Origin of the sequence: Teredinibacter franksiae (assembly GCF_014218805.1) — a bacterium.
In the GTDB taxonomy this organism is placed as follows: domain Bacteria; phylum Pseudomonadota; class Gammaproteobacteria; order Pseudomonadales; family Cellvibrionaceae; genus Teredinibacter; species Teredinibacter franksiae.
Genome location: NZ_JACJUV010000001.1, coordinates 1,725,367 through 1,745,465, shown reverse-complemented (window position 1 = coordinate 1,745,465; position 20,099 = coordinate 1,725,367). Strand labels below are relative to the sequence as shown.

The 20,099-nt window shown below is 44.9% G+C and carries 19 protein-coding genes and 1 tRNA gene; 5 read left to right on the top strand and 15 right to left on the bottom strand.

Annotated features, from left to right (window positions below):
- Window positions 1-80: 80 nt before the first annotated feature.
- The gene (locus H5336_RS07120) at window positions 81-2,870 is read left to right on the top strand and encodes a DUF349 domain-containing protein (RefSeq protein WP_185232766.1); all 2,790 of its coding nucleotides are present in this window, start codon (window positions 81-83) and stop codon (window positions 2,868-2,870) included.
- Window positions 2,871-3,017: 147 nt separating this feature from the next.
- On the opposite strand, the gene H5336_RS07115 is transcribed toward H5336_RS07120, so the two are convergent.
- From H5336_RS07115 to H5336_RS23755, 11 genes are all read right to left on the bottom strand, one after another.
- Complete coding sequence (locus H5336_RS07115) at window positions 3,018-3,464, bottom strand: YehS family protein (protein ID WP_313557711.1); 447 nt, start codon at window positions 3,462-3,464, stop codon at window positions 3,018-3,020.
- Between the two features lie 17 nt (window positions 3,465-3,481).
- Window positions 3,482-3,784 carry a DUF6172 family protein gene (locus H5336_RS07110; RefSeq protein WP_185232764.1) on the bottom strand — a complete coding sequence of 101 codons (303 nt, stop codon included), beginning with the start codon at window positions 3,782-3,784 and terminating at the stop codon, window positions 3,482-3,484.
- Between the two features lie 344 nt (window positions 3,785-4,128).
- Entirely contained in the window at window positions 4,129-4,704 is a 576-nt protein-coding gene (locus H5336_RS07105) for a DUF1415 domain-containing protein (RefSeq protein WP_185232762.1), read from the bottom strand.
- A 150-nt stretch (window positions 4,705-4,854) separates the two neighbouring features.
- Window positions 4,855-5,166, bottom strand: coding sequence for a hypothetical protein (locus H5336_RS07100; RefSeq protein ID WP_185232760.1), 312 nt, complete (start codon window positions 5,164-5,166; stop codon window positions 4,855-4,857).
- Between the two features lie 94 nt (window positions 5,167-5,260).
- Window positions 5,261-5,665 carry a DUF1801 domain-containing protein gene (locus H5336_RS07095; protein ID WP_185232758.1) on the bottom strand — a complete coding sequence of 135 codons (405 nt, stop codon included), beginning with the start codon at window positions 5,663-5,665 and terminating at the stop codon, window positions 5,261-5,263.
- Window positions 5,666-5,711: 46 nt separating this feature from the next.
- Window positions 5,712-6,878 carry a hypothetical protein gene (locus tag H5336_RS07090; RefSeq protein WP_185232756.1) on the bottom strand — a complete coding sequence of 389 codons (1,167 nt, stop codon included), beginning with the start codon at window positions 6,876-6,878 and terminating at the stop codon, window positions 5,712-5,714.
- A gap of 616 nt (window positions 6,879-7,494) precedes the next feature.
- Window positions 7,495-7,722 carry a hypothetical protein gene (locus H5336_RS07085; RefSeq protein WP_185232754.1) on the bottom strand — a complete coding sequence of 76 codons (228 nt, stop codon included), beginning with the start codon at window positions 7,720-7,722 and terminating at the stop codon, window positions 7,495-7,497.
- A 186-nt stretch (window positions 7,723-7,908) separates the two neighbouring features.
- The gene (locus H5336_RS07080; protein ID WP_185232752.1) at window positions 7,909-9,372 is read right to left on the bottom strand and encodes a pentapeptide repeat-containing protein; all 1,464 of its coding nucleotides are present in this window, start codon (window positions 9,370-9,372) and stop codon (window positions 7,909-7,911) included.
- 647 nt (window positions 9,373-10,019) lie between these two features.
- Window positions 10,020-10,523 carry a 3'-5' exonuclease gene (locus H5336_RS07075; RefSeq protein WP_185232750.1) on the bottom strand — a complete coding sequence of 168 codons (504 nt, stop codon included), beginning with the start codon at window positions 10,521-10,523 and terminating at the stop codon, window positions 10,020-10,022.
- Window positions 10,516-11,085 (bottom strand): DUF6036 family nucleotidyltransferase, encoded by a 570-nt coding sequence (locus tag H5336_RS07070; protein ID WP_185232748.1) that lies wholly within the window; start codon window positions 11,083-11,085, stop codon window positions 10,516-10,518. Before H5336_RS07070 ends, H5336_RS07075 begins: the two co-directional genes overlap by 8 nt.
- Before the next feature lie 18 nt (window positions 11,086-11,103).
- Window positions 11,104-11,676, bottom strand: a complete 573-nt coding sequence (locus tag H5336_RS23755; protein WP_376766527.1) for a helix-turn-helix domain-containing protein — start codon at window positions 11,674-11,676, stop codon at window positions 11,104-11,106.
- Between the two features lie 150 nt (window positions 11,677-11,826).
- Here H5336_RS23755 and H5336_RS07060 point away from each other — a divergent pair, with 150 nt between their 5' ends.
- Window positions 11,827-12,054 (top strand): hypothetical protein, encoded by a 228-nt coding sequence (locus H5336_RS07060; protein ID WP_185232744.1) that lies wholly within the window; start codon window positions 11,827-11,829, stop codon window positions 12,052-12,054.
- Window positions 12,055-12,265: 211 nt separating this feature from the next.
- Here H5336_RS07060 and H5336_RS07055 read toward each other — a convergent pair whose 3' ends face one another.
- The 3 genes from H5336_RS07055 to H5336_RS07045 all read right to left on the bottom strand — a co-directional run bounded on the left by H5336_RS07055 (window position 12,266) and on the right by H5336_RS07045 (window position 14,578).
- Window positions 12,266-13,360 (bottom strand): helix-turn-helix domain-containing protein, encoded by a 1,095-nt coding sequence (locus H5336_RS07055; protein ID WP_185232742.1) that lies wholly within the window; start codon window positions 13,358-13,360, stop codon window positions 12,266-12,268.
- A gap of 11 nt (window positions 13,361-13,371) precedes the next feature.
- Complete coding sequence (locus H5336_RS07050) at window positions 13,372-14,052, bottom strand: hypothetical protein (RefSeq protein ID WP_185232740.1); 681 nt, start codon at window positions 14,050-14,052, stop codon at window positions 13,372-13,374.
- A gap of 449 nt (window positions 14,053-14,501) precedes the next feature.
- A tRNA-Ile gene (locus H5336_RS07045) sits at window positions 14,502-14,578 on the bottom strand.
- 152 nt (window positions 14,579-14,730) lie between these two features.
- On the opposite strand from H5336_RS07045, the gene H5336_RS07040 reads away from it, so the two are divergent.
- The 3 genes from H5336_RS07040 to H5336_RS23750 all read left to right on the top strand — a co-directional run bounded on the left by H5336_RS07040 (window position 14,731) and on the right by H5336_RS23750 (window position 18,143).
- On the top strand, window positions 14,731-15,561 hold the full coding sequence (locus H5336_RS07040) for a M90 family metallopeptidase (RefSeq protein WP_221627998.1): 831 nt from the start codon (window positions 14,731-14,733) through the stop codon (window positions 15,559-15,561).
- A 387-nt stretch (window positions 15,562-15,948) separates the two neighbouring features.
- Window positions 15,949-17,958: a hypothetical protein gene (locus H5336_RS07035; protein ID WP_185232738.1), complete on the top strand. Its 2,010-nt coding sequence runs from the start codon at window positions 15,949-15,951 to the stop codon at window positions 17,956-17,958.
- 83 nt (window positions 17,959-18,041) lie between these two features.
- Window positions 18,042-18,143 carry a hypothetical protein gene (locus H5336_RS23750; protein WP_376766526.1) on the top strand — a complete coding sequence of 34 codons (102 nt, stop codon included), beginning with the start codon at window positions 18,042-18,044 and terminating at the stop codon, window positions 18,141-18,143.
- A 73-nt stretch (window positions 18,144-18,216) separates the two neighbouring features.
- Here the strand turns inward: H5336_RS23750 and rpoD are convergent, their stop codons facing one another.
- On the bottom strand, window positions 18,217-20,031 hold the full coding sequence (rpoD, locus tag H5336_RS07025) for an RNA polymerase sigma factor RpoD (protein ID WP_185232736.1): 1,815 nt from the start codon (window positions 20,029-20,031) through the stop codon (window positions 18,217-18,219).
- Window positions 20,032-20,099: the final 68 nt, after the last annotated feature.

Here is a 20,099-nt window from a genome sequence, read left to right as displayed (position 1 = left end):
ACACACACTTATCACTCAAAACGTAGTTTACGATTATGGCATTTTTCGACCGATTTTTTAAAAGCACACCACCTCTCACGATGGATCAGAAAATTGAGAACTTAACGGCGTATTCTATAGAGCAGCTTATTGAGACGATAAACAGCGACGAGGCTCCTGCTGTAAAGCACGCAGCCATTCATCGCCTCCCATTTGATGGCCAACTGTTGGTTATGGCAACAAGCTCACCCCGAAGCCCGCATGAGGCTCACGCCCGCAAGCGTATTGGTGAATTGCTCGACGAGAAGAAACTCACCATTGAAGAGCTGTCTAAAAAAATTCCAGATCAAGCCCTTTTACTTACCCTTTGTGGCTACTCTAGCAATGCAGGTATTGCCTTGGTAATGCAAATTGACGATGAAGCTTTGCTGTTAGAACTAAGCAAGACATCGGGAACAACCGCCATGCGTCAAGCGGCGGCAGAAAAGATTCATAGCCATAAGTACCTATTAGATTTACAGAAAGCTGCAAAAAATAAAGATAAATCAGTTTATACAATCGTAAAAACCAAACTTGATGAACACAAACAAATTCAGATACAGCAAAACAAAATAAACGACGAGGGCGCAGCCCTTTGTGTTCAGGTAGAGCAGTTAACCAAGCGAGATATTGACGAATACTATACCACTCGAAAACTGCAGATCAGTGATTCATGGCAAGCGCTGGCTAACGCCGTTAGTAAAGAAGTACAAGAGCGGTTCACCCTCGCTATGGCTCTTTGCCAAACAAAAATTGATGATCACCAAGCCGAAATACAAAAACAAAAAGACCTACAAGAAGCAGAGCGTTTAGCCAAAAAGCAACTATTGGCGCCCATTAAAGATTTACAAATAGTTATTGCAGACGTATTTTCATCGAACACTCTTCCCGACGTAACCGCGCAACTTGAGTCACTCAAAAACACCTACGCCAGCGCACTCCAAAGCGCAAAAGACAACGGCTTAAATACCCACAAAGAAGAGCGCTATTTTAATGAGCTTATGGACCACGCTTACCAGCTAACCAATAAGCTAAAAGAAAATGGCTCGCTGGCTACTCTTTTGGTGGCTCTAGCGGAAGCGCCAGCAGAAGCGGGAGAGGCAATAAAGCGCACAACACTTTCCATTCTCGCTCATGCAAAAGCCCTGCGAGATGTGCCAGCACCAGAGGTTATTGCTTCCAGTAAAGAGGTTGTTGATAAGTGGAACCAAGAAATGCGAGGGCGCGCTCAGGCAGCAAAAGCGCGAATAGATGAAAGCTTTGGTTTAATTCGACGAGGCTTGGTTGCCGTTAGTGATGGTCAAGTGCGTAGAGCCCGCGCCATATTTAACGACCTAGAGAAGCGCATTGAGGGCATGGATGCTTTGCCGACAAAACTCGAAATAAAGTACGATGAATTTAAAGCCGCTATCCATACATTAGGAGACTGGCATGAGTTTGCGGTAACACCTAAGAAAGAAGCGCTAATAGAAAGCATGAATGGACTTGTACAAAGTACACTTCAACCTAAAGACCTGGCCGACAGAATTAAGTCTTTGCAAGAACAGTGGAAAGAATTGAGTAAAGGCGGTCAGCAAGACGATTCAACACTCTGGGAGCAATTTCAAACAGCCGCTAAAACAGCCTACGAACCCTGTAAAATCTATTTCGCTCAGCAATCGAATGAACGTGAAGAGAATACGAAAAAACGTCAACAATTAAATGAGCAGTTACAGGAATATCTAGACGGTTATGATTGGGATAACGCCAACTGGAAAGACGTAGGTAAAACATTGCGGGCATCTAGAGAAGCTTGGCAAAGTTTCTGGCCAGTAGCTAGAAAAGACAATAAAAATCTTCAGGCAAATTTTGATAAAATTGCCGACGCCATTTACCAAAAAATAGCCGATGAATTTGAACGTAATCGACTTAAAAAACAAGCGATTGTAGATGGCGCTAAACAATTACTTGAAAACGCTGACATCAGTGAAGCCATTGAGTCTGCCAAAAAACTGCAGGGTGAATGGCAGGCTGTTGGTCGAGCAAAACCAAAGGTGGATCAGGAACTCTGGAAAGAGTTTCGCGCGCATTGCGACGCTGTTTTTGAAAAACGCAAGCAGGAATCTGAAGCAGAGCAGCAAGCAAGAGATGCTGAGAAGATTGCCGCAGATGAAATATTGTCAAAACTCGACAATATTTTGACGTTAAACGGGCCAGACTTTTTTGCCGCCAAATCAGAGGCAGACGAACTAACGGACGCCTTTAAGAATTTGGGTGAATTCCCCAAAAATCATTACCAAACGCTAAATCAAAAATTCCACCAATTTTCAGATAAATTCCAGAAGAAAATTGTATTCGAGAGAAAGCAAGCGCAACTATCTGCATGGGTCGATATCTTCTCGACCAGTCAAAAAGCCAGTATGCTTGAAATACTTACGGCCAAAAATGAAGCCACTGACAACCTCATGCAAACCCTGAGCGAAACCATTTCAAACGCACAAAAGTGGCCGAATGCAGTACTTTCAAATCTCCAGTCGCGACTAGACGCTAGTGATAGTTACTCGCTTGAGTCCCAAGCTGAAAACCTGCGTAAATTGCGTTTACTCTGTGTGCGATCAGAAATTAGCAATGACATTGAAACCCCTGCAGAAGATAAAAGCATCCGCATGGAGTTTCAGGTAGAGCAACTGCAGCGTGGCCTTGGTTCCCACACAGCTCAAAAAGACAACTCCTTAGAAACTTTGGTGTCTAGCTGGGTGGCGGTTCAGGCGACCGCTGAGGCGGACTATCAAAAGCTAGAAGATCGGTTTAGATCAGCTTTAGGGCTCAAAAAAGCAGAGAAAGCTCTAGAGGTTGAAGAGGCTATCGATTAATAGAGGGTCAGGAAGAGCCAAAAAGGCAGAAGGCCAGCACGTTTTAATAACGTGCATAAACCCCCACGCGCTAAGCGCGTGGGGGTTTACTTTTATAGATTGAAGGGTGCTTTGCTTTTAGATATAGGCATACTGAACCGCCTGCGCTTATTTTTTTCTGTAGCGCTTTTTCATTCCATCTAGAACGTTGCAGAGCAATTCATCCTGGCATTCGCGATAGTTTTTATGGTCGGGGCGTCGAAATAGAGCGCTCAATTCATGCTTGCTTAAAGTGCACTCGTTCAATTTAAGTATTTCGAGTAAATCATCTGCCTGTAGGTTTAGAGCGATTCTCAGCTTGCGCAACACCATGTTATTGCTTAGGTCAGGTTCAGGCTCTGGTGTACCGTCATCTTTAGCGCCTCTATTGTTTATGATCAGCCCGTTTAGGAAGCGAGCAAGTAATTCATCTTCACACAAGGCAAAATCGGGCTCGCCTTCGCGCGCCAACAAAGAAGCCAGCTCGGGCTTACTTACTTCGCGCCCGCCCAGCTTAAATATAGAAAGTAGTAGTGGATCGTTAAAATCAAAAATATCACGCACTCGGCGCAGAATGTCGTTATTGTTGATAGCTAGCCCTCCTGTTCAGGCGGGTTTTCACCGGCCTCAATGGCTTTCGCTGTAATTTCCACATAAATGGTCATAATGTTATTTTCAACAAGGTCATCGATATTGTTCGTTAGCGATGATAGCGGTATCTCAACAGCCGTTTCCTCAGATTGCCCAATTTTACAGTCGAAGCCCCAATATTTGGCCCCAGAGGGCAGCGGCTTTTTGCGTTCCCTTTTGAGGAATTTTCGGATGTCGTGCCTTACCGAGTCTACGACGCGGGCTACTTTGATTCTGGGGTGATCTAACTTAAAGGTCTTTTTCATTGGGATCCTACTGGGATGGGCTGCAACTGCACACTGGAGAGTGTTTAATGCGCGCAGTGTAATGTTTATATAAGGATTCTACCATTATTTGCTTCTGGGCTCATGGCTACGCTGAGTTATGCCGACAACGCTTAGGTTTTAGGGGCCTATGTGTGCGTATTATTAAGCCTACAGACAGGTAGCCCAATGCCAGATAGCGTAAAGCCTAGGTGCTTATCGATAGAGCAAAAATACCAAACATAGCCAGCGTAAATATAACGCTCGCAAAAGCACTGCGGGTGAAAAGGCACGCTGCAGATGAAATGCTAAGAATCTACCAGAGCTAAAATAAGTGCTACGCCTACCTACAGCTTAAACAGGCTCTCAAATAGTGATTGCAGCTTGGTTTGCCCCAGGCTATCCATTAACGCCACGTTTCGTATTGGAACTTGATCGACATTAGGGTATTCCTCAATAGCTCGCTCAAGGCTCGCCTCCCGAATAAGGTGCAGTATGGGGTAGGGAGAGCGGTTGGTATAATTCTCTGCATCGTCTGGGTTTGTTCCACCAAATTGGTAGTCTGGATGAAAACTGGCGATCTGATAGATACCTTCCAGTCCCATTTCTGAAAGGAGTTTGTCGGCATAACTCAAAAACTGATTGTAGTCACCAAAGTTTTGCAATACATGCGCGTGAATAAGCAGCGTTGTTTCAACTGACGGATCATCATTGAGCAGTTCTAACTCTTCCTGCAGTGTCATCAACAATTGTTCTTCCGTTATCGCGCTTGTGGTAGCAAAGCGCACCCGGTTGTTCAGCATCTCGTACTTGGCGAATGGGCAAAGGTTCATTTCCACAACAAACGTGTTAACCCACATTCGTACCGACCGAACAATGTCTTCGTTATTTCGGGGTTCATGTGGTGGTGATGCTTTCTTCATTCGTCTTCCATTATAGGCTGTGGTAATGCGTTGGAGTATGTGTGCTGGCTTTTACGCAAATAAAAATAAGGTGCTTAAGGCGTTTCCGTAATTCGCCACACGGCTATTTTTTCCCAAATGAGAAGTGTTCTTTTCAAAATATTACCGACATCATTCATTGGCTGCTTCTTGTTCTCTAACCCTAAACAGTGGGTTGCCGTCATTATCTTTTATGCAGCCGTAAAATTCAGTAAGAAACCGACTCTTTTCTTTTTCATCATCCTGGTTGTGCAAAAAAGTTTCCCAATCACTCGATTCCATGCAGCTTTCTATTTGTTCTTTTACAGCCGTTTTACACTGTTCATCTTCGCCGCATTTTTTTGACAGGGTATACTTAAGGCTTTCTCTAAAGGTAAATGTCTCTACCGATTTTTGATCGCACGCCGAGCATGCGAGCACAAGGGGTATTAGCAATGTTCTCATTATTCGCCTTTGATTGTACCGCCTAGTTTGGGGGTGATGGTAAAGCCGCTGAGCGCCTGAGCCCGCTGCTTTTTTGTCGGTGACCACGTTCATGTTAAGCGCCGAGTAATGGTAAATGTTTGATCGTATGATAACGCAAAGCCATAGATAGGCATGCTCTTAGCTCAGGCATAGGGGGAAAAGCAGATATTGGAATCTCTATTTCTCTGTTGCCTACTGTCTTTATGCGGTCTCCGTATATTTCACGGAAGGTCTCAATCAAGTTTGTTTTACAGCTAAAGAAAATTGACACTTTGTCCGGATTTTTGGGCTTCCAATCGATTCGTACAGTACTGCCCTTCTTTGCAATATAGCTAGGTTCTCCCCATTTCAGCGTTTCTATGAGATTGCCAACACCCTCTTGCGCTGCCGTAGTTATTATTGCGCTTCGTATTTCTAAAAGTAACTTCCGAGCGTCGGCAGGGTAAGAGTCAAACTTTTCTTTTACATCAATATCCATTGCTATGCCTGACGCTTCCGAGGGAATACGTTAACGTGGTGTTTTATTACTTGTAGCGATACGTATCACCCAAAGATTTATTTCTAAAAAGAGAGAAGAAAATAACCTCTTTTTCCGTAGGTGTGTACACATCTATATCTTCCGCTGTGGGCAGCTTAACGGGGCTTCTGGGGGTTTTGGCCGATGCAATAGGGTTGTTGCGAACCAAGTTAGATTTCTGCTTGATGATTTCGATGGTATCAAATATCTCAGAATCTACTTTGCTCGACGTGACCAAAAAGTCTAACTCTAATGATTTCCCATCTTTGAAGGTAGCCTGTACCGTTGCTACCTGTTCTAATGCATGGCCATTCCATTGCGGTTTTGTTTCCGATATTAACTGAGTCGTTTCGAGTTCACTATGCTTTCCAACCAACGAAAAAAACCAATCAAAGTTTTCCTGAATGACTTTATCCCATGCTATGGTTTGTGTACGTTGACGACTTAAGTCGTTATAGCGTTCTTTCGCTGTTGGGGTCCAAACGGCTGGCTCTTCAATGGTTGGGTATGTTTTTTCTGCCAAAAAACCATCCGTCTCGTAGGCATATTTAATCGCTGCTTCCAGTTTGTTAGGTAAGGTTAGCGCTATTCTTTTGTATTTTTCGCTAAATATGCTTTCAATTTCTTTTAGGTATACTTGGTTTGCGTCAAATATCGCTTTATCTGCCTTGTCGATTTCGGCGGTGGTTCGGTTATCTTGAAAAACACCTTCCCCATAGGCAGGTTTACCCGAAACAAACGTATACTGAGTCATCACCTTATCCCAGTTAGGGTCATTTGCTTTAAGGGTCAATTTGTTCAAGTTTTTACTAATAGCGCCTGGCAAGCCCACTATGTTGGAGACAATGCATATGTTTTTATCCATTTGCTCCTTTGTTGTTTGGCCATTTTTCAGCAGCCCACGGGCCATTACGGCACTGTTCTCTGTTGTGTTGAAGGTTAAGGAGTAATTGCCATAAGGTGAGTTGTAGTAGTAGGTGCCTTTTGAGATGGTGTCTGTGTTTGTGAAAACATAAGAGGGCTTAAAGCTGCTTAAACTATTAACGTCTGTGCCGCAGGCAATGCCGTGAATAATGATATCTTGCTCTCTATCTATATAGATATCTTCATACCCTTCTACTGCATAGGTTGCGGAGCTTGCAAAAAGGCTGAGTACTGCAATAATTCTTTTCATCTAATATCCATTTCAATAATGATTTTTTTCATCAGGCGGCAGGCCTTCAAGTTGAAGCTCTAATAGCGGAACTGTTCTTCAAATAGTGCAATTATACTGTTTTGAAGCCTTGCAGCCAGCACCGCCCCGGTGGCGACGTGAACACCGTAACGGCGGCTCAGTCCACGTAGTGGGTAATGTTAGTTAGCTTGATTATGGATTTTAGCCCGTTTTCGGCTTAACTGCATAGAGAGCTTAGAAAGTATAGAATACCGCGATATTTAGAAAGGCAAAGAGACAAAATGGTCCCGCAGTAGATCCCCAGTCAGTATGCCCGTGGCCTGTCAATATCCCTAATAACTATTCTTATGAATAGATTCTATAAAGAAATAAACTCGCGCACTTTAAGCTTGACGACTTAATCTAAAGCCTTGAAAAATCGTGGAGTAAATGGAAAGTATAACTGAGAGGAATAAGTAGGGTCAGGCCTTACATGTGATATTTGGATTTTTCTCGTTGTGTGATTTAAGGCCTGACTCCATGATTCGTGACCCCATGATTCGGCTGGCGAGTAGAGGGCATCAGTTACACTTAGACCAACGGAAGAGATCCAAAAATTTGAGTAAGAATTGATGTGCTAGTCGACTTTAATACCGATTTTGACTTGTGATTCTTCTATGGATATTGGTGAGCCGTTTTGATCTTCAGTATTGCTTGTACAGACTTCAATTAGATGCCCTCGAATAAGCTGGGAAGATTCTTTCCTTCCCTTAATATAAGCAAAGTCTTTAGGTTCAAAATAGATATGGATCTCATCAAAAATAATTCCATTGAAAAATAATTTTACTGTTGCATTCTTTGTCATTTCGCACTCTTCTTCATGCGAGCTAGCTTCTAGATAGCTAGCCAAGGCCAAGCGTATATTGTCCAAATGTTTATTCAGTTCTTCTAAGTTATGATCTACTTGTATTTCCCTATATCCCTAGACAGTAAATTATTTGCACTAGCATATATAACGTTGCTTTAGGTTTGTCTTTTTTGTGAATTTACATCACAGCGAATTTAGCGGTATGACCCTTCCCATGAAGTGCCAAAAATTGAACATTGCTAACAGTATGCTAAGAAATATAAATAATCTTCCCCACCTAAAAGCGGAGCCCCAAGTTGAAAAAGGCAGCCATGGGACAGGATCAGAAAAATCAAATCTTGCCGGTAGACCAGTAACGATTTTCTCGTGCTCTAACTGCTTTGTTTTTACTAGCAGGCCAAACCTAAATGTATTAAATAAAAGCAGCCCAATAAAGAGAAGAAACGACCAGTGGAAGGAATATTCTCCAGTTTTTATATTAACGCCACCATTGTATATATATAGGCTTAACGCTTTCCAAAGTGAAATATGATATTCAGGCGCTTCAGTAAAAAAATACGCCTCTGGCCAATGGGTAATCACAAACCACAAATAGGGGGTAACAAAAAAAAGAAGAGCTAATACATGAAGTGCCGACCAAATACCACCAAAATGCAATCTTAGACTTGCAGCGTCATCCTTTATTTTCATAGCCAATTCGTCAGAGCGAGTAACACCCTGGTCTTCCAAGCCGGAAAGAGTTAAGCGGTCAATAGTGCAGGCATGAAAATCACAACTGTGAAATTTACAGCAATAGATATTTGTAGTCACCAAAGTACAACCAGAAAACAAACACCGCTCCATCCTTAACGAATAGAACTCTGCGCCTGACAAAATTGCATTATTAAAGCTTACTTTTTCAATTTGAATATCCGAGTTGGATGAAAAACAAGCATCGGATAGGTCTGCCTTGCTAAAACATACACCTAGAGAGTTTCCCAGCTCAAACCTAGCGCAAGGCAAGGTTGCACGTGTAAAGTCGACATGATCGATTTGGCAATTCAAAAACTTGGCATTATTTAGCTTTGAATTGATAAATTTTGCACCATTCAGATTGCAATCTTTAAAGGTAGTGCCATCGTCAAAAATCACGCCCTCAAAGTTTGCGTTTTCTAATGATCCTGACTCAATCACCATGGCACCCAGGTCTAAACCAGAAAAGTCCGAATTCGACAGTTTCGTATTTCTTGAGAATGTGGTCCCGTTTAGATCACTTGCCTCAGAAAACACTGCGCCTTCACAATTCCCTGTGTTGAATTGGGCACCTGTGAGGTGCGCGCCTTTGAAATTACAATTGATAAACTCACAGGCATCAAAAGACGCGTCGGCAAAAACAACACCATCAATTCCTTTGGGCGGAAAACGACAGTTATGAAATTTAGCTTCTGTGAAATTGCATTCCGAAAGATCACAGAATTCAAAATTAATCCCAGAAAACTGAAATTTGCCAAAATTACACCTCTTAAAGGATTCATTATCAAATGTGACTCTACGACCTCCATGTGTATGCGCATAATTTAAGCAGTAGTCAAACCATTTTTTGATGCCTCCCTTATCGTTTGAAAATTCCCGTAGATTGTTTGCTATTACGCTTTCAGTTCGTGCCATGAAACCTTCCTTTAGGGAAAACCGAGTGCTACATACTAATTATTACTAATACGGCGAGGAGCTTTAAGCATGGTATGTGGCCGAAGTTAGTTAATCTAATTGCACCAGCTTTGCTTTTTCTCTCCTTGATACACATAAGCAAGCTTTGCAGCGATTAGCTGATCAGCCAGCGGCTGACACTGAAAACGGCCAGAGAGCGATTATTAGTAAGGAGGTGATTATAGCTTGCACAGTTTGAAAATAGAGCAAGTGTGGCGCATTACAGAAGCTTCCAAGCCAGTGAGGCAACCACGACCATAGAAGTGATAATCACAAGGATTTTAATGTGTCGCACTTGAGTGCGAATGTGCTGGATGTCGGTTTTGAGTGAATCGAGTTCGGGCATAAGGGGGTTTTACCAGTGTGGGTCTAAGTAATGCTTAAAATCCTACCACAATAAACACGAACTGATCACGGCATAAGGTAAGACCGATCATTTGTTGACCAGTTAAACGCAGGGTAAAAAGCGGGGTAATTTGAGGAGGAATAACTAGGGTCAGGAATAACTAGGGTCACAGGAATAACTAGGGTCAGGCCTTACATGTGACATTTAGCCTTTTCTCGTTGTGTGATTTAAGGCCTGACCCCATGATTCGCTATTTCGATGTTTAAACGACTGACTGCGCTAATGCTTTCTCGATTATTCTTACATCGTCTAGGGCCCTATGTGCTCTGTATTTCCCACTTAGGCTGAGATCGTTCTTTATTATATGGAATTTAGCCTTCTGCTCATCCGACAATAGGTCGAATATTGAGGAAATCTTAGCAGGAGATTTTCTCCGGCAAGCATAAAATAATGTGGACAGCCAGTCTTCATCCCAGCGGTTAGCGTCGCTATAAATGACGCCGGAGGCATTGTTTAGTATCTCGCTGATCTCTTCAGCAACAACTGAAACCGACTGGCCTTCCTTAAAAAGAAGTGATCTTGAGATTCCGTGCACAGCTTCGGCTTTTTCGCACCAGTTGCTCCAATTTTCTTCTGGTTTGATTAGCCATGAGTGATACGTCCCGCCCACCAAGATAGCAATTTCGATTGGATAAGAGTCAAAATGAAGACCGCTCGCTTCAATATCTATGATATCAATGTTGCCTCGATGTTCGGAATTACTCAAATGCATCGGCCCATGTTCGGTCAAAACGTTTTTTATATGTATTGTCGTCGGTGTGAGGGGAAAAGTTTTTGTAGCGGATAGACTCTTTGAGTGCTTTTTCTTTGTCTTTATTTCCTATCTGACGAACGATATGGACAGCATCATTGAAATCGGCGTCGCGCCTCCAGGCACCGCTGAGTTTCATTCCAAGAAGCTCATACCAACTGGCAGTGAAGACAACAAGATTTGGGTGGTCAAAAACCTTCTTGTTGCTTCGTGTTTTTAAACCAAAAAATGATACCCCGTCATTTAGCCATGCATGATGGCCACTTGGTAAGCCTTGTTCTTTTGCCACAGTCTCAACAAGGTTGGCTATCAGAGCCTTATCTTTTTGGGGGATGATCACATCGATGTCACGTGTCATTTGGCGGCTTCCAAAAAGCATAACGCTAATAACGCCACCTGCTGCAACAAGTTCAACTCGCTTGTTTTGTTCGCTCAAAAGTTGAGCTAAACGCTTAAGCGCCTTTTCGATAACGAGACGGGAAAGCGATCCGTTGCCAATGTCGTAGTATTTTTTCATATTAAATCCCTTTAATGGTTAGATAAAAAACATAAAATTTTTCGCAACGAGAAAGCCTCTTTTCTCAAATGCTTTGCAGTAGTCTTCGTCTTCAAGCAAGCGATCACTCTGAAGCTTAAATGTCTCGTCAACGCCGAGAATAGAATTCGTCCAGCTTGGAGTCGACTGGTTGGCGTTGTGTGGCGGCATACCAAGCACTTCAACGAGTCGCTCTACAATACTGGCTTTAAGGGCCAGCTTTCTCGGGTCTGTATCCTTAGGTTTTGAAATTAAATTGCACTCGAATTCGGCTCTGTGCCAGTCTAGCACTAGGTCTGAAAATGCTATTTCATCGCGAGCTAGTAATAAGTTGGCCATCTCATCAAGTATTTCGCTCATTGCTTCTTTTGTCGTCTGAAGACTTTCGAAGCTTTCTTTGATGATTTCAGGATGTTTAATGGCTATTCGGATAAGTGCTTTCGCTGAACCTGAAGGCGAGCGTCGGCCTTGCTCCCATTCTTGGAGGGTTCTAGGGGATATCTGTAGTGCTTGAGCAAATTCGGTCTGGGACAATCCTGTCTCAGTCCGAGCCCTTAAAATCAGATTGTTCATTTGGCTTTTGTCCACCATACGTCATTGACGTATGGTATCAAAGAGAGTGGAGAATTGGAATCAAGAGTTTGTGTCTGACGTCAACTATCCTGTCCGGTCATCCTAATTGTCGCCGAACAGACTTAGCCACGCAATTGTTGGAGCATGAAGATGCGCAAACGAATACCAGCCAATCTGCTTAATCGCGTTGATAAATTAGAAGAGCAGCGCCGCACAGAAAAAGTCAGGCCAGTGATGATGGTTCCGCGACTTGTTCATGTTGATCAGTGGGGCGAGCTTGCGGCAAATATGCAAGCTATCTTGAAGGATAATGTGGTTAAAGGTTCCGCTCCAGATTATGGAGACTTGTCGAAGCTGGAGCTTGTGGCGACTCGATAACCTACCCCCCCCCTAGGGTGAGGCAGTGCTACAGGAAACCGACTCACATTAAACCATCGGGACCAGTTAGAGCGGGCTGTCCCTACTTTTCCAGCTCGTGATCTAACCCTAAACGCCTAGCTCACGCTAGGCGTTTTTGTTTGTGCTGTGCGGCGATAGCGGGCAGCATAGGCGACGATCGTAAACTCACTAATGTAAATGGTTGCTCGGTTCACACAGCTGCCAAGCTCGGCAATTTATCAGACTGCCTCAAAAGTTTACTATCTGGAACCGATGGGCCAAATAATAATTGGCAAAGCTCATCTACTGGTAGGCGCAATTCCTTTGAGAGGTGGTTGAGTGTTTTTCTCTCCTCTCTAAGAGAGTTTAATACAATTTCTAAAATTTTAGATTTTTCTCGCTCTGACATAGGGTCAGGTTCAACTTTGAAATACCCTCTCATCCCCATTTGCCTACTGAAATCGTGATAGTGCCAATCAGAAATTTTATTTAAATCGAAAAGCCGCCTAACCAATGCTGCGAGCGATACCTTCCAGTTGTGCTTAAACTGGATTAAATTTGGTAAATTGGTATTTCTAAAAGAATACTGATTTATAGAGTCCTCTGGCATCAGCAAAGCGGAAGCAAATCTATTAGCTTCCATTTCAGCCTCTCTGCCGCGAGGAGTCCCATCGCAATGCATTACAAGGTGCCCAAGTTCGTGGCAAGCATCAAAACGTTGGCATTCAGCAGATTTCTTGTTGTTGAGAAAAACAAACGGTACCCCATCCTTCCAGAAAGAATAGGCGTTAACGTTTAAATTGTTCTCCGACAGAGAAAACACGCGCACTCCGTTCTTCTCTAGAAGGTGAATAACATTAGAGATGCTTTTGTTGCCAATCGCCCAAACGCTTCTAACCACTGTAGCGGCTTTCTCGGCATCTTGAGAATTCTGAAGACCCAGTTGAGGAACATTTATCTTAGGAAGACTAAATTTATTTTCCATCCACTTGTTGAATTCATACGCGAGAGTTCCTGCTGCAATGGCGCTAAGCTTCTGGCTTGCTTTGGTGGATGAAAGCGAGCGAAAGCTGACGGACTCGAAATCAATAGGTTCGAGATCATCTCCGTAGAAGAATGCCAGCGGGTAATCCAATGCTTTGGCAAATTTCGAAAGTTCGTCTATAGATAGATTTTCAAAGCCATCCTTTTCATATTTTCTGAGGGTTCTATCTGCGATTCCCGAAATTTCTGCGAAAGCTTTTTTGGATAGCTGTCTTCTTAGTCTGGCAACTTCTAATCTCTGAGGATTAAATACCTGTTCCATAAAATCTCTATTTAAGACGTCTTTCTCGTTATATCAAAGTCGGAATCTTCGGTGAAGTCAGCCGTCGGTAAATCTGGCTCTCCGCCAACGGTACCGATAATAATCCGCTGCTCCCATTCGGAAACGTACTGCTTTTCTTTATTTGCAATTTTATCTTTGTCAGAGGGGCTGGGCAAAGACAGTTCACAGCGAGTTTCTTTCTTCGATTGATCATAATAGTAAAGAAGAACGTATGTGGGGCATTCACCAGCAGTCTTTTGCATTAGACTTTCAAGTGGAGCTTCCTTGTCGAATAGATCACGGGTATTGCCGCCAAAAAGCGATGAAAATTTAACCCCTTTCTTCTGAAGTGTTGATGGACTCATGCTCTCAAGCGCTGTCCCTGTCGCCATATCTCCACTAGATACAACGATTTGAAAAGCGCCGTTTGGATGCCGGAGTATCGGTATATTATCTACAACATCTCTTGACCAGCCCTCATCTATTAATCGCCGACTTAACCCGTAATTGGTATCTGACCAAGCATTGAAGCCAGGGGTCGTAGGAGGATGCAATTCATTGGCGTTGGATCTTGAGCCATGCCCGACTTTAACCGCCTCAAGCAAGACATCAATACTGAGGTTCATTTGGGATAGGTGGTCGGACGCCTCAGCGATTTTGATTAAGGCTTTAGTTAAAGTGTTCTGGGGCATTAGATTCTCCATGCCGGTTTTTAGATCTCATTTTAGGACTAAAAAGCGGCACGGTCAAGCGTGGCGGATCTATATGCCTGTAACACCCGTGTACTCACGTGTAATTGTAATTTCAAATATCGTTTGGATAAATAAAAAGCCCCGAAAACCTTATGGCTCGGGGCTTTGAGATGGTGGACCTTCCTTGAGTTGTCTCGCGCCGTCCCTAGCGCTCGGTCTTCGACCGCCGTCGCTTCGCTCTGGCGACCAAAATTGCTCCCGGCAATTTTGTGAACTGGCCAGAGCGAACAAGTCTGGCAAAACCCTCCGCGCATAAAAAAGGCCGCCAAATGGCGACCTTTTATATACGTGGTGGGCCTTCCCAGACTTGAACTGGGGGCCTGCCCATTCTCTGAGGTGGAGAGCGAGTCGGATAGTATCCGACGTATATTTCAGAGAACAATTTTATGTGGTGGGCCTTCCCAGACTTGAACTGGGGACCTGCCGATTATGAGTCGGATGCTCTAACCAACTGAGCTAAAGGCCCACAATGAAGGGCCGGTATTCTCTTAGAAAAGCGTTCTAATCTCAAGGGTTACAGTAATAATTTGAGCGTGTTTCTTGTTCTCGCTTGTAATTGTTCAGTTTAGAGCCAAATAGAGTAGTCAAACACACAAAATTTGACCGTGGGGGCGCTTGGTGACATTGGTTCAGCAGTGGTTTTCGTTTATTGGGGCAGGGCTGTTGGTTGCGCTGTTGGTATGGGGTTTTCGTCGTTGGCGATTTAATCGGGCGGTGAATCGGCCGTTTCCGGCTAATTGGAGCGAAATTCTGCAACGCAGGTTGGTGGTTTACGGCAAATTACCGATGCCACTGAGGCTGGAGTGGGAGAAGTTGATCTTACATTTTCTGCATACCAAGCATTTTGAAGGTTGTGGAGGCCTTGCGCTGACCGATGAAGTTCGTGTGGTTATTGCGGCCGAAGCCTGCCTGTTGATTCTAAACCGCCCCAGTACGCGGTATGCCGGTTTGCGTTGGATTTACGTGTACCCCTCCACCTTTATTGCCAAGCGTGAGCGGCAAGATGAATACGGGGTGGTATCGGGTGGCAAGACGCATCTTCTTGGCGAGTCTTGGAGTAGTGGTCGGGTAATTTTGGCGTGGGATAGTGTCGAGGAGGGGCACAGTGACTATACCGATGGCCGCAATGTGGTGCTGCACGAGTTTGCCCACCAGCTAGACCAAGAAGACGGTAGTGCCGATGGCGCGCCTTTACTGTACACGCGAGACAGCTATACGGTGTGGTCGAAGGTGTTTAGTGAAGAGTTTGAGGATTTACACCGCGACTTGGCCGAAGGGCGCCGCACGTTAATCGATAGCTATGGCGCCACTAACCCGGCCGAGTTTTTTGCCGTGGTTACGGAGGTGTTCTTTGAGCGGCCCCAAATCATGAAGCAAAAGCACCCAGAGCTTTACGAACAGATGCTCGATTATTATCGGCTGGACCCAATGCTTTGGGCCGTGAAATAGCACTGTGTGTGCTTTTGATCGCTTAACGGTATACCTCAGTGAGGTGAGATAGCGGACCTCCATTGCACCGCAACCCGACTGCAGTGCTCTAGTGGCTTGCCACTGGTTTGGCGCAGGCCCTATTCGCCGGAAACTTCGTTTGTTGTTAAAGCAGTTTCGGCTTTAAACCCGTGTTACACAGTATGTACTGGGTGGCTCCCCTGTCTCTTTTTCTATTGTTTGGGCTTGTGTCAGGTAAATTTTTCATTTCTCTCCATTTGATCGCTTTGTCTAGTATTTCTTCACATGTTTACATCTACCAATGATTTACTTTTGTGAGCTACGTCACTAAGATTTCACGTGTTTTATTGCATGTCACTTTAATAGAAAGGAAAGGACGTATTGAACATGAATTATTCAGGACACATTGGAAGGCTTAAATTGGGGGTTTTGGCGATTTTCTTTATTGGGCTGAGCGGTTGTTTAGAGGTTCAGGAGGATAATGCAGAGATCGTAGCGGAAATGCAGGAGCAAAACCGTTTGCTGTCGGAACGAAGCGTGCAGGAGCGTGAAATTTCGGAGATTGTTCTTTACGGACGAGTCACGGATCATCACACCGGTGTCGGTGTAGAAAACTTTACGGTACGTGTAAAGTTGGGGCCAGACTGGCAGGATACTCAATCGTTTACTGGCGGAGAATTCAGAATTGAAGGCATGGCTCCATCGTCAGATTTCGAGCTGCTTATTTCCAGCGCGTCGGGTGCTTTTATGGATCGTGTGGTCTACGGAGGAACGCGTTTTACTTTGAATAATGAAAGCTTCCAGGACCTGGGTGAAATTGAAGTTGCTGCGCCGGTTGAGCAAGTTGTCAGTATCAAAAATGTGGATACGGTTGAGCCTGTGACAGGGTTGGAGCTGGTTGCCTATTCCCATGTAGGGGCAGGGTCCACCGAAGAAGCATATGCGCATAGGGCTGTTTATGATGCGCAAGCCGGTGTTTATCGTATCGATATTCCTGCGGGTCTAGTTTCAGCACTCTTGCTAAATTTGGATTCTGATGGAGATGGTATTAGTGATTATGTTGTGGGCGATGAACAGCCGGGCTACGAGGAGTGGAACGACTATTTGTATGTTTTACCCATGCAGCAACGTTACGACAATATTGAATTGGAAATTAGCGGGCCGAGCGAGAGCGTGCAGGATGTTGTTGTAAATCTTACCATCCTTGATGGGCAGGGTGCGCTTGTGTCTGATGCGGAGCCGGTCATCGAGTTGGTAGGAGGTACGGATGTCGTTGGCGTTTTTTCCGCGGAAACAGAGCAATATACCTTTAGTGTAGCTATAGCTGGGGACATGAATATCATGGTACCAGCTTATTTTTCTGAGGATGCTCGTTATTTCGACAGCCGATATGTTTCAATAAGTTCTACTGGTGAATCGGGTCGTTTTTATATCGGTGGCAATTCATCCCTTACCAACTCTCGCTATTACGCCTATGCACAGGATGCGACTCTTGACCTAGTTATGCAGTTAAATGAAGAGAACGCATCGAGTGAGCTGGAGCTGGTTTTAAATACAATAAGAACTGATCGGGGACCTTTATCTGTAGATTTTTTCTATTCAGGTGGGATCGCGCTTAATGATGATTCGGTAAAGTTGTATCGTGAAGATGTTCTGCAAATTGTGAGAGGCAACGATTCGACGGATGATCTCGTCCTTCCAGGGGTAACCTATCTTGCATCGACGGACGTGGAGGAGGACGCGACGGCTTCACTGAGCTTGAATAATACACTGCTGTCAATCGTACCGAGTCAATCACTTGCTCCCGGTTATGAGTATCGTATCGAGATCGATACAATAACGGATATTCATTCGGCGTTGGATGTTAATTTGAGTGGTGACGAGAGTAATTTCAACAAGAGCTCGGTAGCTAATTTCAATATTGATAGCGTTGTTCTCGACAATAATAATTATTGGACGAATGGCCAGCGTATACGCGCTACGACCACTGCCGGTATTGCTTCGACTCGCTCTCAGTCAAGCAGTTCCTGCTATGTATTTCTCCCTGTTTCGATCGAGACTTTGGAAAACTTCACCCTGAATAAAAAAGTCGTGACTTCAAACGGAGTGTTAAGTAACGATTTTCGAAGTTTTACGCTGGTGGATGCGGGTAATGTTTCTCCATCGCTGTCTTATATGGTGAGTACCGCCTATGAGGAAGTTATAGAAACAGGTCGGAGGTCAATTGGGAGCTATCGTGGTACCACTCTGGCAGATGGTAGACAGTATGCCCTAAATGTCAGTGAGTATTTATCCGACACCACGGACGAGAGTGTTAACTCAATTTTATTTGAGTATGTTTACGAAACAACGGCTGGCGAGTTGTTTACTGGCGAAATTGAATTGTTTGTTCGGTAGTGCTTAATTACTTTAAGTAATGCCTGGCTCCAATGGGTCGGGCTTTTTTATTTTGCTATTGAGTTTTTTGCGGTTGTTACCAGGTGTTCTTCGAACGGCCCCAAATCATGAAGCAAAAGCACCCAGAGCTGTACGAACAGATGCTCGATTATTATCGGCTGGACCCAATGCTTTGGGCGCAATAGGGTTGGGGTGATGAACTAAAAAAGGCGTACCGAAGTACGCCTTTTTTAACAGCTAAAAATGTAACCGCTGTTTCTACTCGTCCAAAAATCCACGTAGGTGGTCTGAACGGCTGGGGTGGCGCAATTTGCGCAGCGCTTTGGCTTCGATCTGTCGAATACGCTCACGGGTAACATCGAACTGCTTACCCACTTCTTCCAGTGTGTGGTCGGTATTCATTTCAATACCGAAGCGCATACGTAGCACCTTGGCTTCTCTGGCGGTAAGGCCAGCGAGTACAGACTTGGTGGCTTCTTGCAGGCCTTGGCCGGTAGCGGCTTCTACTGGAGAGGTTATGGATATATCCTCAATAAAATCACCTAGGTGCGAATCTTCATCGTCGCCAATGGGCGTTTCCATGGAGATTGGCTCTTTGGCAATTTTCAGTACTTTACGCACTTTCTCTTCTGGCATTTCCATGCGTTCGCCCAGTTCTTCTGGGGTGGGTTCGCGGCCCATTTCCTGAAGCATTTGGCGGGAAATACGATTGAGCTTGTTGATGGTTTCTATCATATGCACCGGAATTCGAATGGTGCGAGCCTGGTCCGCAATGGAGCGGGTAATGGCCTGACGGATCCACCAGGTGGCGTAGGTAGAAAATTTGTAACCGCGACGGTATTCAAACTTGTCTACCGCTTTCATCAGGCCGATGTTGCCTTCCTGAATCAAGTCGAGGAACTGTAAACCGCGGTTGGTGTACTTTTTGGCAATAGAGATAACCAAACGGAGGTTGGCTTCTACCATTTCTTTTTTAGCGCGGCGGGCTCGGGCCTCGCCAATGCTCATGCGGCGGTTAATTTCTTTAATGGTAGCGAGGTCGAGACCGGACTCTACTTCCGTTTGCTTCAGCTTGCGCTGGGAGCGTTGAATATCGCTTTGAACCGGGCGCAGGCTTTCGGAGTAGTCGCGTTTTTTCCCAATGACGTCAGTAATCCATTCTTCGAAGATTTCGTTACCGGGAAACTCTTTAATGAAGGTTTTGCGTGGCATGCCAGCGTGGCGTACGCACAGGCGCATAACTTCGCGCTCTTCGGTGCGCACGCGCATAAGCATATCGCGCACGGTGTTGTATATGGGGTCGAACTGGCGTGGCGGTAGCTTGAAGAATTTGAAAACTTCGCCCAGGGCGTCTAGCTCTTTGCCGCCCTGTTTGCTCTCTCTGCCATGCTTTTCGATGGTTTTGTTGGTTTTTTCCAGTTGAGCTCGCAGCTCATCAAAACGCTCTTTGGCGTATTCTGGATCGATACCGGTATTCGCTTCTTCCTCATCGTCGTCGTCTTTCTTTTCTTTGGCGGCGTTGGGGTCGACGGGTGTGGCGGCGGTTACCTGGTCTGCTGGGTCTAGCCAGCCACTGATAACGTCACTTAAGCGGCGCTCTTCCTTGGCTACCATATCGTATTCGTCCATCAACCGCTGAACAGAATTGGGCCAGTAAGCGAGGGCGTGCATCAGTTCGCGCAGGCCTTCTTCTATGCGTTTGGCAATGACGATTTCGCCTTCGCGGGTGAGTAGCTCAACGGTACCCATTTCACGCATATACATGCGCACAGGGTCGGTTGTACGACCGGCTTCGGTTTCAACCGCTGCCAGTGCCGCCGCTGCCTCTGCTGCTGCAATGTCGTCTGGCGAGGCTTCGCCATCGGTCATTAATAGCTCGTCGGCGTCTGGTGCGACTTCGTATACGCGGATACCCATGTCATTGATCATCTGGATGATGTCTTCAACCTGATCGGGGTCGGAGATATCATCGGGCAGGTGATCATTAACTTCGTCGTAGGTTAGGTAGCCTTGCTCTCGGCCTCGGGTAATCAAATCTTTGATACGAGACTGCTTTTGGGCCTGTTCGCTCATTAAGGTTCCTGCGGTATATAACTAGAAATTTGGAGGGTCGCGATTATAGCGGTATATGGGGTTGCTAG

What these genes read in the sequence shown, in the direction of transcription:
- H5336_RS07120 (WP_185232766.1), top strand. Translation starts at nt 81, where the DNA reads ATGGATCAGAAAATTGAGAACTTAACGGCGTATTCTATAGAGCAGCTT.
- H5336_RS07110 (WP_185232764.1), bottom strand. Translation starts at nt 3,784, where the DNA reads ATGAAAAAGACCTTTAAGTTAGATCACCCCAGAATCAAAGTAGCCCGC.
- H5336_RS07105 (WP_185232762.1), bottom strand. Translation starts at nt 4,704, where the DNA reads ATGAAGAAAGCATCACCACCACATGAACCCCGAAATAACGAAGACATT.
- H5336_RS07100 (WP_185232760.1), bottom strand. Translation starts at nt 5,166, where the DNA reads ATGAGAACATTGCTAATACCCCTTGTGCTCGCATGCTCGGCGTGCGAT.
- H5336_RS07095 (WP_185232758.1), bottom strand. Translation starts at nt 5,665, where the DNA reads ATGGATATTGATGTAAAAGAAAAGTTTGACTCTTACCCTGCCGACGCT.
- H5336_RS07090 (WP_185232756.1), bottom strand. Translation starts at nt 6,878, where the DNA reads ATGAAAAGAATTATTGCAGTACTCAGCCTTTTTGCAAGCTCCGCAACC.
- H5336_RS07085 (WP_185232754.1), bottom strand. Translation starts at nt 7,722, where the DNA reads ATGACAAAGAATGCAACAGTAAAATTATTTTTCAATGGAATTATTTTT.
- H5336_RS07080 (WP_185232752.1), bottom strand. Translation starts at nt 9,372, where the DNA reads ATGGCACGAACTGAAAGCGTAATAGCAAACAATCTACGGGAATTTTCA.
- H5336_RS07070 (WP_185232748.1), bottom strand. Translation starts at nt 11,085, where the DNA reads ATGAAAAAATACTACGACATTGGCAACGGATCGCTTTCCCGTCTCGTT.
- H5336_RS23755 (WP_376766527.1), bottom strand. Translation starts at nt 11,676, where the DNA reads ATGAACAATCTGATTTTAAGGGCTCGGACTGAGACAGGATTGTCCCAG.
- H5336_RS07060 (WP_185232744.1), top strand. Translation starts at nt 11,827, where the DNA reads ATGCGCAAACGAATACCAGCCAATCTGCTTAATCGCGTTGATAAATTA.
- H5336_RS07055 (WP_185232742.1), bottom strand. Translation starts at nt 13,360, where the DNA reads ATGGAACAGGTATTTAATCCTCAGAGATTAGAAGTTGCCAGACTAAGA.
- H5336_RS07050 (WP_185232740.1), bottom strand. Translation starts at nt 14,052, where the DNA reads ATGCCCCAGAACACTTTAACTAAAGCCTTAATCAAAATCGCTGAGGCG.
- H5336_RS07035 (WP_185232738.1), top strand. Translation starts at nt 15,949, where the DNA reads ATGAATTATTCAGGACACATTGGAAGGCTTAAATTGGGGGTTTTGGCG.
- rpoD (WP_185232736.1), bottom strand. Translation starts at nt 20,031, where the DNA reads ATGAGCGAACAGGCCCAAAAGCAGTCTCGTATCAAAGATTTGATTACC.